This window comes from Burkholderia sp. JP2-270, from assembly GCF_003233675.1.
Lineage (GTDB): Bacteria > Pseudomonadota > Gammaproteobacteria > Burkholderiales > Burkholderiaceae > Burkholderia > Burkholderia pyrrocinia_C.
Genome location: NZ_CP029824.1, coordinates 2,348,864 through 2,362,130 on the forward strand (window position 1 = coordinate 2,348,864; position 13,267 = coordinate 2,362,130).

A 13,267-nucleotide genomic window follows, 5' to 3' on the forward strand; every position below is an offset into this window, starting at 1 on the left:
ACGGCCCTGCCTTTTCACAGGCAGGGCCGTTTTGTTTCGCGGGACGCATTGGTGCGTCGGGCGCGCTTTACGGGGCGCCGAAGGGCAGGGATTTCGACACGCGGCGCGCATGGCGTCGGCCTGACACAGGCATGGCATCATGTGACGCTTGTCCGTTCACGACGCCGCGCAGGCGCCGTCCTCACCGATGCCGCTGAATCCGAAGATCGCCCAGGTGCTCGACATGATCGAGCGCGCGAAACGTCCGTCCTATCACCATCAGACGGCGCAGCAGGCGCGCGCCGCGTACGAGAAGAGCGCGCCGATCCTCGACGTCGCGCCGGCGCCGATGCATTCGGTCGAGGAATGCGTCGTGCCGACGCGCGACGGCCGCACGATCGGCGCACGGCTGTACCTGCCGGTCGAGCCGAGCCTCGCGGAGCCGCTGCCCGCGCTCGTCTACTACCACGGCGGCGGCTTCACGGTCGGCAGCGTCGACACGCACGATGCGCTGTGCCGGATGTTCGCGCACGACGCGCGATGCGCGGTGCTGTCGGTCGGCTACCGGCTCGCGCCCGAGCACCGGTTTCCGACCGCGGTGAACGATGCCGACGACGCGTTGCGCTGGCTGCATCGCGAGGCTGCCGCGTTCGGCATCGACGCCGCGCGGCTGGCGGTCGGCGGCGACAGCGCGGGCGGCACGCTCGCGACCGTCTGCGCAGTGCTCGCGCGCGACGCCGGCATTCGCCTGGCGCTTCAAATGCTGATCTATCCGGGCGTGACGGGCTACCAGGAAACAGAATCGCATGCACGGCTCGCGAACGGCTATCTGCTGTCGCAGGACACGATCCAGTGGTTCTTCACGCAATACGTGCGCGATCCGGCCGACCGCGACGACTGGCGCTTCGCGCCGCTCGACGGCACGCGCGACGCGCCGTCGTTCGCGGACGTCGCGCCGGCCTGGATCGCGACGGCCGAATACGACCCGCTGAGCGACGAGGGCGCCGCGTACGCGGACAAGCTGCGTGCGGCCGGCAATGCGGTTACGCTGGTCTGCTATCCGGGGATGATCCACGAATTCTTCAAGATGGGCGGCTACGTGCCCGAGGTGCGGGCCGCGCATGCCGATGCGGTCGCGGCGCTGAAGGCCGCATTCGACGACGTTTGACGGCGGGCGTTTGACGGCGTGAGCGCCGCATGGAGGGCTGCGATGACGGATGGCGTAGTGGAAACGGGCGACTGGACGGTACTGGGCGGCGACGCTGCGCGGATTCGCGACGCGGTATTCGTGCGCGAGCAGCAGATTCCGCCGGAATGGGAGCTCGACGACGACGATCCGCTATCGCTCCATGCGGTCGCGTACCGGATCGATGTGGCGACGGGAATACGCCGCGCGGTCGCGACGGGAAGGCTGCTGCCGTCCGGCACGATCGGCCGCGTCGCCGTGCTGGCCGACGCGCGCGGGCAGGGCGTCGGGTCGGCTGTGCTGAACGCGCTGCTCGATGGCGCACGGCGCCGCGGCGAAACCGTCGTGCGGCTCTACGCGCAGGATTCGGCGGTGTCGTTCTATGTGCGGCACGGCTTCGCGGCGGTCGGCGAACCGTTCGTCGAAGCCGGCGTGCCGCACGTCGAGATGGCGCGCGCGCCGTAGCGCCGCGCGTGCGTTCAGCGCGGCTGCGTTGCGTCGACGTCGAACGTGAACGTGCGCTCGAACGCACCCGGGCGGACGGTGCGGTGCGAACCGTCGTCGTCGCAGCGCTCCTTGATCTCGACCGTCAGCCGCACGCCTTCCTTCATCGTGACGCGCAGCGCGGTCGTGCCGCGCGTGCCGTACTCGGGTGTCTCGATGAACGCGGCCGACAGCGCACGCTCGCGCTCGATCGGAATGCCCGTGTGCGGCAGCGCGTCGTCGTCCGCGACATGCGGGTCGCGCATCAGATCGATCAGTTCGTCGAGCGACGGGGTCGGATTGTCGGTGAGCAGCGTGCCGAGCTCCGCGCGCTTGCGCACCACTTTCGGCCAGGGCGTATCGAGCCGCGCATTCGACAGCGCGTGCACGCCCGGCGTGATCGCGACGGGCGCGGCGACACTGCTTTCGCCGTCGGGCGCTCGGTTGCAGAACCACGCGAGTTCGCGCCGCTTCCAGTCGCCGACGAGCAGGTTGAAGCCGTTGTACACGGCCGCATGCTCGGCAAGCTGCCCGAGATAGTCGAGCGGCGCGACGGACGGGCCGCGGAGGAAATCGGACACGAGCTTGCCGCGGGTCGGCGCGCCCGCGCGGATGTCGAACGGCGCGCGGTAGTTCGTCAGCGCCGCGAAGCGGCCGTCTCGCGATACGCCGAGCCACGTGCCGCCGGCTTCGAGATCGCGGCCGGCCAGCACGCCCGGTATATCCTCCCACCAGGTGAGCGGCGCGCTCGTGCGGCGAAAGAACTCGTCGCGGTTGGCGGTGAGGGTAAAGACGGGACCGGCGGCGGCATCAGGCTGCCAGTCGAAGGCAATCAGACACATCGGGCGAATCTCTCGCAGGAAACATCGGGCGCCGGCTGCGACTCGCGAGCCGGCGCGCGAACGGGTTGTCAGTGCGTTACGCTTCCGTCGGCCAAGCGTACGGGAGCGCGTCGATCACGAGCGCCGGGCCGTCGGCCGAACCGACGTGCACGGTGCCGTTGTCGAGCGCGGCGAGCTTGATCTCGACGAGTGCGTCGACGCCGCCGGCGGGCGCGGCCGCCGCGTTGACGATCATCCCGCACGGCTGGCCGGGATCGTCGCTGTGGAACAGCTCGACGCCGGCATGCACGGTATCGGTCTCACCGGCGACATGCGCGAGCGCGGTGCGGCGCTTGATGGTGCCGCGGTACTGGCTGCGCGCGACGATTTCCTGGCCCGGGTAACACCCCTTGCGGAAGTTGACGGCGCCGATCACGTCGAAGTTGACCATCTGCGGCACGAACTGTTCGACGGCCGGCTGCGTGATGCGCGGCTCGCCCGCGCGAATGTCGAGCCAGTCCCACACGGCCGGCGACACGACCGGCAGCGTGCCGGCGAGCGCGGCGACGCGCGCATCGACTTCCGCGCGCGGGCCGATCCACAGATAGCGCTTGCGGCCGGCTGCATCGGGCACGCGAATCAACGTGCCGGCCGGCCCGTCGACCTTCACGTGCACGCCGTCCGGCAGCGCATCGAAGATGCCCGACAGCGCGTCGCGCACGTCGCCCGCGAAGCCGACCACCGCGAGCGCGTCGCTCGCATCCGTGAGCTTCGCCTTCGCGCGCAGCACGAACATCGACAGCCGCTTCTGCACGGCGGGCTGCACGTCCTTCGACACCAGCAGGCGCACGTCGTGGCCGGCACGCCACGCGAGGAACGACCCGAGAAGGCGCCCCTTCGGCGAGCAATAGCCGGACAGCCGCGCGCTCGCGGCATCGAGATGCTCGATGTCGTTGGTCAGCTGGCTGTGCAGGAACGTCGCGGCGTCGTCGCCGGCCACGTCGATCACGCCGAGCTGCGGCAGCGGCATGCAGGCGCCCGGCGCATCGAAATCGACGGCGGACGGGCGGGGGAATACGGGGAGCGAGGCAGATGCGGCCTGGGCAGCCGGTGAAGCGAACGGTGAGCTCATGGAATGAGGGAACAGTCAACCCTGACTTTGACGGAGGCGAGCAAGTATTATATGGGTCTTACCTGAGTCACGTTTCCATGTCCCTACTGAAGAAATGCGCCGCGACGATCGCGGCGCTGGCCGTCGTTGTGGCCGCTGCCGGCGCGGGCGGCGGGTATTACTGGGCGACCCGGCCGCTGCTGCTGGGTTCGGCATCGCTCGACGTCACGATCAAGCCGCGCAGCAGCGTGAAGAGCGTCGCGCTGCAGCTCAAGCGCGGCGGCGTGCCGGTCGAGCCGTTCGGTTTCGTCGCGATGACGCGCGTGCTCGGGCTGTCGAGCCGGCTCAAGTCCGGCAACTACGAATTCAAGACGGGCATCACGCCTTACGAAGTCCTGCAGAAGATCGCGCGCGGCGACGTGAACGAATACGTCGCGACGGTGATCGAAGGCTGGACCTTCAAGCGGATGCGCGCGGAACTCGACGGCAACCCCGATCTTGCGCACACCACGGCCGGCATGAGCGACGCCGAGCTGCTGCGCGCGATCGGCGCGTCGGACAGCGCCGTGCAGCGCGGCAGCGGCGAGGGGCTGTTCTTCCCGGATACCTACCTGTTCGATAAGGGCACGAGCGACCTGAACATCTACCGGCGCGCGTACCATCTGATGCAGACGCGTCTCGACGAGGCCTGGGCGGCGCGCACGCCGGGGCTGCCGTACAAGTCGCCTTACGAAATGCTGACGATCGCATCGATCGTCGAGAAGGAAACGGGCCACGCGGCCGACCGCGCGTTCGTCGCGGCCGTGTTCGCGAACCGGCTGCGCATCGGCATGCCGCTGCAGACCGATCCGTCGGTGATCTACGGGCTCGGCGACGCGTACGACGGCCGCTTGCGCAAGCGCGATCTGCAGGCCGACACTCCTTACAATACCTACACGCGACGCGGCCTGCCGCCGACGCCGATCGCGTTGCCGGGCGTCGCCGCACTGCAGGCGGCGATCAATCCGGCGCAGACGAGCGCGCTCTATTTCGTCGCGAAGGGCGACGGCAGCAGCGTGTTCTCGGACACGCTCGGCGACCACAACAAGGCCGTGGACAAGTACATACGAGGTCAATAATGGCGAGCGGTAAATTCATCACGTTCGAAGGCATCGACGGGGCGGGGAAGACCACCCACCTGCAATGGTTCTGCGAACGCCTTCAGGGCAAGCTGGCCGCGGCCGGCCGGCAGGTCGTCGTCACCCGCGAGCCGGGCGGCACGCAGCTCGGCGAGAAACTGCGCGAGATCCTGCTGAGCCAGCCGATGGATCTCGAGACGGAAGCGCTGCTGATGTTCGCCGCGCGCCGCGAGCATCTCGCGCTCGTGATCGAGCCGGCGCTCGCGCGCGGCGACTGGGTCGTGTCCGATCGCTTCACCGATGCGACGTTCGCGTACCAGGGCGGCGGCCGCGGGCTGCCGCGCGACAAGCTCGAGACGCTCGAGCGCTGGGTGCAGGGCGGTTTCCAGCCCGACCTCACGGTGCTGTTCGACGTCGCGCCGCAGGTCGCGAGCGAGCGCCGCGGCGCGGCGCGCATGCCCGACAAGTTCGAAAGCGAGTCCGATGCGTTCTTCACGCGCACGCGCGGCGAGTACCTGCGGCGCGCGGAAGAGGCGCCGCACCGCTTCGCGATCGTCGACGCGACGCAGTCGATTCCCGAGATCCGCCGGCAGCTCGAACGCGTGCTCGCCGCGCTGTAACCCGCAAGGAACGCACCACATGATCTATCCGTGGCAAACCGACGACTGGAACCGCCTGCAGCAACTGCGCGCGCAATGGCCGCATGCGCTGCTGCTGCACGGCCAGGCCGGGATCGGCAAGCTGCAGTTCGCGCAGCATCTCGCGCAGGGCTTCCTGTGCGAATCGCCGCTGCCGAACGGCGAGCCGTGCGGCACCTGCGCGGCCTGCACCTGGTTCTCGCAGGGCAATCACCCGGACTACCGGATCGTGCTGCCCGAGGTGCTGGCCGGCGAAGCGCCGGGCGCCGCGGACGACGCGAAGCCGGCCGACGCGGACGAAGGCGGCAAGAAGACGCGCGCGCCGAGCAAGGAAATCAAGATCGAGCAGGTGCGCGCGCTGCTCGACTTCTGCGGGGTCGGTTCGCACCGCGGCGGCGCGCGCGTCGTCGTGCTGTATCCGGCCGAGGCGCTCAACGTCGCCGCGTCGAACGCGCTGCTGAAAACGCTGGAGGAACCGCCGTCCGGCGTCGTGTTCCTGCTCGTGTCGGCGCGCATCGACCGCCTGTTGCCGACGATCATCAGCCGCTGCCGGCAGTGGCCGATGACCGTGCCGGCGCCCGACGCGGCCGCGGCCTGGCTCGCGGCGCAGGGCGTCGACCATGCGAGCGCGCTGCTCGCCGAAGCCGGCGGCGCGCCGCTCGCCGCGCTGGCGCTCGCGAGCGACGAGAACCGCCCGCTGCGCGACTACACGCTCGGGCAGCTCGCGGCCGGTGCGGCGTGCGACCCGTTCGCATGCGGCGAGGCGCTGCAGAAGCTGCCGGTGCCGCTGGTGCTCGGCTGGCTGCAGCGCTGGCTGTACGATCTGCTCGCGCAGCGGATGGCGGGCGCGCCGCGCTACTTCCCGATGCACGCGGCGGCGCTCGCGCGCTGCGCGGAATCGGTCGACGCGAACGCGTTCGCGCGCTTCATGAAGGCCGTGACGCGGCAGCGGACGGTCGAGAACCATCCGCTGAACGCGCGGCTCGTATTCGAGGAATTGTTTCTCGGGTATCGGGAAATGTTTGCGTGACCTGGCATTGTTTCTGATGGGTTGCGAAACGATGTTCGGCTTACTCAGCGGCGCGACCGCGGCCGGCCGGCCCGCGAACGCCGCCGGTTGCCGCACGCCGGCGAGCGCATGAGCGCCCGCCTTACGTATTCAGGAAACACGATGTTCGTCGACTCTCACTGCCACATCAATTTCAAGGGCCTGGCCGACCGCCTGCCGGCCGTTCTCGAGAACATGCGCGAGCACGACGTTACGCACGCGCTGTGCGTGTCCGTCGATTTCGAGACGCTGCCCGAGGTCCTCGCGATCGCCGCCGCGTACGACAACGTCTACGCGTCGGTCGGCGTGCATCCCGATCACGAGGACGCGCACGAGCCGACGCTCGCGGAACTCGTCGAGCTGGCCGCGCACCCGAAGGTCGTCGCGATCGGCGAAACGGGCCTCGACTACTACCGCCTCGAGGGCCGCTCGATCGCCGACATGGAATGGCAGCGTGAACGCTTTCGCACGCACATCCGCGCGGCGACCGCGACGATGAAGCCGCTGATCGTCCATACGCGGTCGGCGTCGGAGGACACGCTGCGGATCATGGCCGAGGAGCGCGCGGACGTGCCGGGCGGCGTGATGCACTGCTTCACCGAGCCGTGGCCCGTCGCCGAGCAGGCGCTCGCGCAGAACTTCCATATCTCGCTGTCGGGCATCGTCACGTTCAAGAGCGCGACCGACGTGCAGGACGTCGCGCGGCGCGTGCCGCTCGACCGGCTCCTGATCGAGACCGACTCGCCGTACCTCGCGCCGGTGCCGTATCGCGGCAAGCCGAATGAACCTGCGTACGTCAGCCATGTCGGACGCTTTATCGCATCCGAGCGCGGGATCGCCGTCGAGGCGCTGGCCGATGCGACGACACAGAACTTTTTCCGGCTGTTCAAGATCGCCCGCTAACGACGCGCGCGCAGCCGACAACCCAGGGAAGGAGCCCACAACAATGACGAAGCCGACCAACCATCTGACCAAACGCGCACTCGCCGCCGCCGCGCTGATCGCGAGCGGCCTGTTCGCTGCAGCCGGCGCGCATGCCGAGTCGCTCGACGCGATCGTCAAGGCCGTCAAGTTCGACGACATCGCCGACATCGGCAAGCAGCTCAAGAACGGCCTCGATCCGAACACGCTCGCGCCGAACGGCGACCCGCTGCTGGTGATCGCCGCGCGCGAGAAATCCGACAAGGTCGCGGCGGCGATCGCCACGACGCCGAACGTCGACCTCGAGAAGGAAGACAAGGCCGGCGAGAACGCGCTGATGCTCGCGTCGCTGAACGGCGATGTCGGCCTTGTCAAGCTGCTGATCGACAAGGGCGCGGAAGTCAGCAAGAAGGGCTGGGCGCCGCTGCACTACGCGGCGACCAACGGCCAGGACGCGGTCGTCAAGGTGCTGCTCGACCACGACGCGTATATCGACACGGCTTCGCCGAACGGCACCACGCCGCTGATGATGGCCGCGCGCGGCAACCATGCATCGACGGTCACGCTGCTGCTCGACCAGGGTGCCGATCCGCAGGTGAAGAACCAGCTCGGCATCACCGCGCTCGAGTTCGCGAAGCATTACAAGGCGCCGGACGCGATCGACATCCTGAGCAAGCGTACGGTGCGTATCGGCGCGTCGGCGCCGGCAGATGCGCAAAAGAGTGCAAAATGACGGTTTTCGGTGCACCGGCCAGGGCGGCGGTGCGCGCCCGGCCGGGCGGCTTCCGGCCGGAGAAGGGTGTCCGGCGCCGCGCCGGCCAACGCAGCAGGCGGTCTCGGGCCGCATTGACATAAGGAACACCATGTTGCGCGCAATGTTTTGTGCCGCGGCGTTTGCCGTGCCGTTGTCGGCGGCGGCTTTCACGGGCGCGGATCTCGACCGGCTGTGCGCGAAGACGGACGTCAAGTCGCGGGCGTCGTGCGCGGCCTATATCGAAGGCGCTGCCGACGGCGTCTACAACACCATCGACGCGATCGGCGGCACCACGGGGCCGCGTGTCGGCCAGTATTTCTGCCTGCCGCCCGACATCCGGGCGCAGCAGATGACCGATGCGGTGCGCAAGTACATCGCGGAAAATCCGAAGCTGGCCGACTACAACGCGAGCACCGCGGTGTCGCTCGGTCTCGGCAAGGCGTTTCCCTGCAGGGGCGGCAGCTGATCTGATGCCGTGTCCGGGCGCGTGCAGGTGCGTGCGCTACCCGGACGTCGCCGACGCATCCAGGACGAGGCGTGCGCGCCTCATAACCGAAGCATCCCGGGCGCCGATGATTTCAATCGAGGAACTGCAGCGCATCGCCGATGCGCCGCTGCATTCGTGGCTCGGCACGCTGGCCGTGTCGGTCATCGTCGTGCTGGTCGTCACGATCGTGCACCGTCTCGGCGCACGTATCGTCAAGCGCATCGCGCAGCCGTATCCGCTGATGAGCGCGATCCTGCGCTACATCGACAAGCCGTCGCTCGTCGTGCTCGCGCTGCTGGCACTCGAATTCCTGTGGGTCCAGGCCGACGACGGCATGTCGTTCGTGAGCGGCATGCGCACCGCGGCGGCGGTCGGTTCCATCGTGTCGCTCACGTGGCTGCTGGTGCGGCTCGCGGCCGGCGTCGGCGACGCGATCATCCGGGCGCATCCGCTCGATACGGCCGACAACCTCCAGGCGCGGCGCATCCATACGCAGGCCAAGGTGCTCGTGCGGACCGTGATGGTGCTGATCGTGATCATCGGCACCGGCGCCGCGCTGATGACGTTCCCGAACGTGCGCCAGGTGGGCGCGAGCCTGCTGGCGTCGGCCGGCGTCGCGGGCCTGGTCGCCGGTATCGCTGCGCGGCCGGTGCTCGGCAACCTGATTGCCGGGCTGCAGATCGCGCTCACGCAGCCGATCCGGCTCGACGACGTGGTCGTGATCCAGGGCGAATGGGGGCGCATCGAGGAAATCACCGGCTCGTTCGTGTCGGTGCGGTTGTGGGACCAGCGGCGCCTCGTCGTGCCGCTGCAGTGGATCATCGAGAACCCGTTCACGAACTGGACGCGCAACAGCGCGGAGATCATCGGCACGGTCTACCTGTCGGTCGACTACCGCACGCCGCTCGCGCCGCTGCGCGAGGAGCTCGCGCGGCTCGTCCATGCGGCGCCCGAGTGGGACGGCCGCGTGCAGGTGTTGCAGGTGACCGATGCGACGGAGCGCACGATGCAGTTGCGCGCGCTCGTCAGCGCGGCCGATTCGTCGTCGTGCTCGGATCTGCGCTGCCGCGTGCGCGAAGGGTTGATCGAATACCTGCAGGGCCGTTATCCGCAATGCCTGCCGCGCAGCCGGATGGAACTGTATCCGCATGATTCCGCGCCGGACGCGCCGAATCCCGAACGACCGCACGCGCGGACGCCCGCCGCCAGCACGGCGGCCAACACCGCAGCCGATCCGCAGGCCGTCGAAGGCCGCTGAACGCGGCCCGGCGCCTGCCCGCCATCCATCGTCATGACCGCGCTGAACACGCTCGCCATCGCCAATTACCGCTCGCTGCGCGAGCTGATCGTGCCGCTCGCGGCGCTCAATGTCGTCACGGGGCCTAACGGCAGCGGCAAATCGAGCGTATACCGCGCGCTGCGGCTGCTCGCCGACACCGCGCAGGGCCGCGTGATCCCGTCGCTCGCCCGCGAGGGCGGGCTGCCGTCGACGCTGTGGGCCGGCCCCGAGCGCTTCTCGCGCGCGATGCTGGCCGGCGACGCGCCGGTGACCGGCACGGTGCGCAAGGGGCCCGTTAGCCTGAAGCTCGGCTTCGCGTGCGACGATTTCGGCTATTCGATCGATCTCGGCCTGCCGCTCCCGAGCAGATCGCAGTTCGCGCTCGATCCGGTGGTCAAGCGCGAATGCATCTGGGGCGGCGCGCTGCCGCGGCCGTCGACGCTGCTGGTCGACCGGCAGGGGGCACAGATCCGCGTGCGCACCGCGTCGGGCGACTGGCGGACGATTCCGCAGCCGGTCGCGAGCTTCGACAGCATGATGACCGAGTTCGCCGATCCGACCGGCGCGCCCGAGATGATCGCGGTGCGCGAGCGGATTCGCTCGTGGCGCTTCTACGACCATTTCCGGACCGATGCGCAGGCGCCGGCACGGCAGTCGCACATCGGCACCCATACGCCGGTGCTGGCGGACGACGGCGCCGACCTCGCCGCCGCGCTGCAGACGATTCGCGAAATCGGCGACGGCGCGGCGCTCGATGCGGCGATCGACGACGCGTTTCCCGGCGCATCGGTCGGGATCGACAATCCGGGCGGCCGCGGCCGCTTCGACGTGCTGATGCGCCAGCCGGGGCTGCTGCGGCCGCTCGCGGCGGCCGAACTGTCCGACGGCACGTTGCGCTACCTGCTGCTCGCGGCCGCGCTGCTGACGCCGCGGCCGCCGGCACTGATGGTGCTGAACGAACCGGAGACGAGCCTGCATCCCGATCTGCTGCCGGCGCTGGGCCGCCTGATCGCGCAGGCCGCGCAGCGCTCGCAGGTGCTGGTCGTGTCGCATGCGGCGCGGCTCATCGCGACGCTCGAGCGCGAGGCCGGCTGCGAATCGCTGGTGCTCGACAAGCAGCTCGGCGCGACCGCGCTCGTCGATGCCGACACGCGCGACCTGCCGCCGTGGAAGTGGCCGTCGCGCTGACGGGCCGGGCGGTGTGCATTCGGCCGCGTCCGGCGCCCGGACAGGGGCATGCCCCGACGGCGCCCGATGCGGTGCGATCGGGCCAGACGGAACGAATGTATCCTGTCTGTAACAACGCCCATAAAATGCAAGTCAGGCGGTTCCGGGCATCGGGATCGCGAATAATGCCGGGATATCCGGCCGGCGCCGTGCCGGCCGGCGCTGCACGGAGCGGGGGCGCGCGAAAAGCGCACACTCCCGCCTGCCGTACGGGACAGGACACAGGAGACGTGGACCATGAGAATTGCCCAGATCGCCCCGCTGACCGAATCGGTGCCGCCGAAGCTGTACGGCGGCACGGAGCGCGTCGTGTCCTACATCACCGAGGCGCTCGTCGATCTCGGCCATGATGTGACGCTGTTCGCGAGCGGCGACTCGACGACACGTGCGAAGCTCGAGCCGGTCTGGCCGCGCGCGCTGCGGCTCGACACGTCGATCCGCGACCGCGTCGCACCGCACATGCTGCTGATGGAGACGGTCGCGCGCCGCGCGAAGGACTTCGACGTGCTCCATTTCCACATGGACTACTACTCGTTCTCGGTCTTCAACCGACAGGAAACGCCTTACGTGACGACGCTGCACGGCCGGCTCGACCTGCCCGAGCAGCAGCCGGTATTCGACACGTTCAACACGGCGCCCGTGATTTCGATTTCGAACTCGCAGCGCCAGCCGCTGCCGCAGGCGAAATGGCTGACGACCGTCTACCACGGGTTGCCCGATACGCTTTACATGCCGCAGCCCGTCGAGCCGCGCTACCTCGCGTTCCTCGGCCGTATTTCGCCGGAGAAGCGCGTCGACACGGCGATTCGCATCGCGCGCCAGTGCGGGCTGCCGATCCGGATCGCCGCGAAGATCGATGCGGCCGACCAGGAATACTTCGACCGCGAGATCAAGCCGCTCTTCGCGTTGCCGCACGTCGAATACATCGGCGAGATCGCTGATCACCAGAAGGCCGAATTCCTGTCGGGCGCGCATGCGCTGCTGTTTCCGATCGACTGGCCGGAGCCGTTCGGCCTGGTGATGATCGAGGCGATGTCGTGCGGCACGCCGGTGATCGCGTTCAATCGCGGCGCGGTGCCCGAGGTGCTGGACGAGGGTGTGTCGGGTTTCATCGTCGAGGATGAAATCAGCGCGGTGGCCGCCGTGAACCGGCTGCACCTGCTGCCGCGTGCGCGCGTGCGGCAGCGCTTCGAGGAACGCTTCACGTCGCACCGGATGGCGCAGCAGTACGTCGACGTCTACCAGTCGGTGATCCGCGCGCAGAAGCGCTCGCGCTTCAAGGTGATCGACTCGACGACCTGACGCGGAGCGCGGGCGGATAAAAAAACGGCGATGCCCGCAAGGACATCGCCGTTTGCGCATGGCCCGCGCGCGGTGCGCACGGGCGGTGCGTGAGCGTCAGATCTTGAGCTTCGTGACCTTCGTGCCGTTGATCGACACATCGCCCATCAGGCCTGCGTTCGTCAGCACGACGACCTGGACCGGTGCGGTGGCCGTGGTCGTGTCGATCGCGCCGTTCACGCCCATCTTCACGAGCGCGACCGATGCGCCGGCACCGGCTGCCCAGCCGTCCGAGCCGCGGAATTCGTCGAGCGCTTCCTGCGTCATGAACAGGAACACGATCGCCTTCGACTGCGCACCGGCCTGCAGGCCGACCGACAGCGACGACGTGTTGTAGTAGCCGACCGTGCTGCCGCCGACGCGCAGTGCGCCGTTGCCGGACTGGCCGCCGACGATGAGGCCGGCCTGCAGCACGTTCGGGAACACGAGCACGCCGCGCGATTTCGCGACGAGTTCACGCGAACCCTTGACCGTGGAATACAGGCGCGACAGCGTTGCGTCGACGCTCGAGTCGATTGCCTGACGCTTCGACGCGCTGGTCGCGGCGTTGTCCGGCTTGTCCGGGGTGGTGGTGCAACCGGTGAGCGCGAGGCTACCGACGATGAGCGCAGCGGCGGCTTTCAGCACAAGATTCCGTTTTTGCATCGTTCTTCTCCATCGGATGACGTTCGGAGTGAGTCTCGCTCAAGGAGCGGATCACGTCGGCAGTTATATCACAGTGGATTACAACCCCTTTTCGTTCGTGTATAAAAGAGCGTCAAATCGGGGTGGCGGTGTCGCGGTGCGCCAACGGACCGAGCGGATCGGCGCCCGCGCGCCGACGCGCCCCGCGCGGGTCGGCATGCGGGGAACAAGGGCGGCAAATCGGGCGGCG

At 68.8% G+C, this 13,267-nt stretch carries 14 protein-coding genes; 11 read left to right on the forward strand and 3 right to left on the reverse strand.

What is annotated here, in order from left to right; all coding sequences use genetic code 11:
* Window positions 1-187 precede the first annotated feature (187 nt).
* Window positions 188-1,147, forward strand: a complete 960-nt coding sequence (locus DM992_RS11135) for an alpha/beta hydrolase (RefSeq protein ID WP_111016840.1) — start codon at window positions 188-190, stop codon at window positions 1,145-1,147.
* A 42-nt stretch (window positions 1,148-1,189) separates the two neighbouring features.
* Window positions 1,190-1,630, forward strand: a complete 441-nt coding sequence (locus DM992_RS11140; protein ID WP_111016841.1) for a GNAT family N-acetyltransferase — start codon at window positions 1,190-1,192, stop codon at window positions 1,628-1,630.
* Between the two features lie 14 nt (window positions 1,631-1,644).
* On the opposite strand, the gene DM992_RS11145 is transcribed toward DM992_RS11140, so the two are convergent.
* Window positions 1,645-2,490 carry an NRDE family protein gene (locus DM992_RS11145; RefSeq protein ID WP_111016842.1) on the reverse strand — a complete coding sequence of 282 codons (846 nt, stop codon included), beginning with the start codon at window positions 2,488-2,490 and terminating at the stop codon, window positions 1,645-1,647.
* 76 nt (window positions 2,491-2,566) lie between these two features.
* Complete coding sequence (locus tag DM992_RS11150) at window positions 2,567-3,601, reverse strand: folate-binding protein YgfZ (RefSeq protein WP_111016843.1); 1,035 nt, start codon at window positions 3,599-3,601, stop codon at window positions 2,567-2,569.
* A 77-nt stretch (window positions 3,602-3,678) separates the two neighbouring features.
* Here DM992_RS11150 and mltG point away from each other — a divergent pair, with 77 nt between their 5' ends.
* The 9 genes from mltG (at window position 3,679) to DM992_RS11195 (ending at window position 12,354) form a co-directional block, all read left to right on the forward strand.
* A complete protein-coding gene (gene mltG, locus DM992_RS11155) occupies window positions 3,679-4,698 on the forward strand; it encodes an endolytic transglycosylase MltG (RefSeq protein ID WP_111016844.1) in 1,020 nt (339 codons plus the stop codon).
* On the forward strand, window positions 4,698-5,318 hold the full coding sequence (tmk, locus tag DM992_RS11160; protein WP_111016845.1) for a dTMP kinase: 621 nt from the start codon (window positions 4,698-4,700) through the stop codon (window positions 5,316-5,318). Before mltG ends, tmk begins: the two co-directional genes overlap by 1 nt.
* A gap of 19 nt (window positions 5,319-5,337) precedes the next feature.
* A complete protein-coding gene (locus tag DM992_RS11165) occupies window positions 5,338-6,366 on the forward strand; it encodes a DNA polymerase III subunit delta' (protein WP_111016846.1) in 1,029 nt (342 codons plus the stop codon).
* A gap of 141 nt (window positions 6,367-6,507) precedes the next feature.
* Window positions 6,508-7,287: a TatD family hydrolase gene (locus DM992_RS11170; RefSeq protein ID WP_111016847.1), complete on the forward strand. Its 780-nt coding sequence runs from the start codon at window positions 6,508-6,510 to the stop codon at window positions 7,285-7,287.
* Window positions 7,288-7,330: 43 nt separating this feature from the next.
* Window positions 7,331-8,038 carry an ankyrin repeat domain-containing protein gene (locus DM992_RS11175; protein WP_111016848.1) on the forward strand — a complete coding sequence of 236 codons (708 nt, stop codon included), beginning with the start codon at window positions 7,331-7,333 and terminating at the stop codon, window positions 8,036-8,038.
* A gap of 130 nt (window positions 8,039-8,168) precedes the next feature.
* Complete coding sequence (locus DM992_RS11180; RefSeq protein WP_006755340.1) at window positions 8,169-8,525, forward strand: Rap1a/Tai family immunity protein; 357 nt, start codon at window positions 8,169-8,171, stop codon at window positions 8,523-8,525.
* A 106-nt stretch (window positions 8,526-8,631) separates the two neighbouring features.
* Window positions 8,632-9,804: a mechanosensitive ion channel domain-containing protein gene (locus DM992_RS11185; RefSeq protein ID WP_111016849.1), complete on the forward strand. Its 1,173-nt coding sequence runs from the start codon at window positions 8,632-8,634 to the stop codon at window positions 9,802-9,804.
* Window positions 9,805-9,837: 33 nt separating this feature from the next.
* Window positions 9,838-11,013 (forward strand): AAA family ATPase, encoded by a 1,176-nt coding sequence (locus tag DM992_RS11190; protein ID WP_111016850.1) that lies wholly within the window; start codon window positions 9,838-9,840, stop codon window positions 11,011-11,013.
* A 276-nt stretch (window positions 11,014-11,289) separates the two neighbouring features.
* On the forward strand, window positions 11,290-12,354 hold the full coding sequence (locus tag DM992_RS11195) for a glycosyltransferase family 4 protein (RefSeq protein WP_111016851.1): 1,065 nt from the start codon (window positions 11,290-11,292) through the stop codon (window positions 12,352-12,354).
* Between the two features lie 96 nt (window positions 12,355-12,450).
* Here the strand turns inward: DM992_RS11195 and DM992_RS11200 are convergent, their stop codons facing one another.
* A complete protein-coding gene (locus tag DM992_RS11200; protein WP_111016852.1) occupies window positions 12,451-13,038 on the reverse strand; it encodes a YSC84-related protein in 588 nt (195 codons plus the stop codon).
* Window positions 13,039-13,267 lie beyond the last annotated feature (229 nt).

Coding starts and splice junctions, on each gene's coding strand:
- DM992_RS11190 (WP_111016850.1), top strand. CDS start 9,838: ATGACCGCGCTGAACACGCTCGCCATCGCCAATTACCGCTCGCTGCGC.
- DM992_RS11145 (WP_111016842.1), bottom strand. CDS start 2,490: ATGTGTCTGATTGCCTTCGACTGGCAGCCTGATGCCGCCGCCGGTCCC.
- DM992_RS11140 (WP_111016841.1), top strand. CDS start 1,190: ATGACGGATGGCGTAGTGGAAACGGGCGACTGGACGGTACTGGGCGGC.
- DM992_RS11195 (WP_111016851.1), top strand. CDS start 11,290: ATGAGAATTGCCCAGATCGCCCCGCTGACCGAATCGGTGCCGCCGAAG.
- DM992_RS11150 (WP_111016843.1), bottom strand. CDS start 3,601: ATGAGCTCACCGTTCGCTTCACCGGCTGCCCAGGCCGCATCTGCCTCG.
- DM992_RS11135 (WP_111016840.1), top strand. CDS start 188: ATGCCGCTGAATCCGAAGATCGCCCAGGTGCTCGACATGATCGAGCGC.
- DM992_RS11185 (WP_111016849.1), top strand. CDS start 8,632: ATGATTTCAATCGAGGAACTGCAGCGCATCGCCGATGCGCCGCTGCAT.
- DM992_RS11200 (WP_111016852.1), bottom strand. CDS start 13,038: ATGCAAAAACGGAATCTTGTGCTGAAAGCCGCCGCTGCGCTCATCGTC.
- DM992_RS11175 (WP_111016848.1), top strand. CDS start 7,331: ATGACGAAGCCGACCAACCATCTGACCAAACGCGCACTCGCCGCCGCC.
- DM992_RS11170 (WP_111016847.1), top strand. CDS start 6,508: ATGTTCGTCGACTCTCACTGCCACATCAATTTCAAGGGCCTGGCCGAC.
- tmk (WP_111016845.1), top strand. CDS start 4,698: ATGGCGAGCGGTAAATTCATCACGTTCGAAGGCATCGACGGGGCGGGG.
- DM992_RS11165 (WP_111016846.1), top strand. CDS start 5,338: ATGATCTATCCGTGGCAAACCGACGACTGGAACCGCCTGCAGCAACTG.
- mltG (WP_111016844.1), top strand. CDS start 3,679: ATGTCCCTACTGAAGAAATGCGCCGCGACGATCGCGGCGCTGGCCGTC.
- DM992_RS11180 (WP_006755340.1), top strand. CDS start 8,169: ATGTTGCGCGCAATGTTTTGTGCCGCGGCGTTTGCCGTGCCGTTGTCG.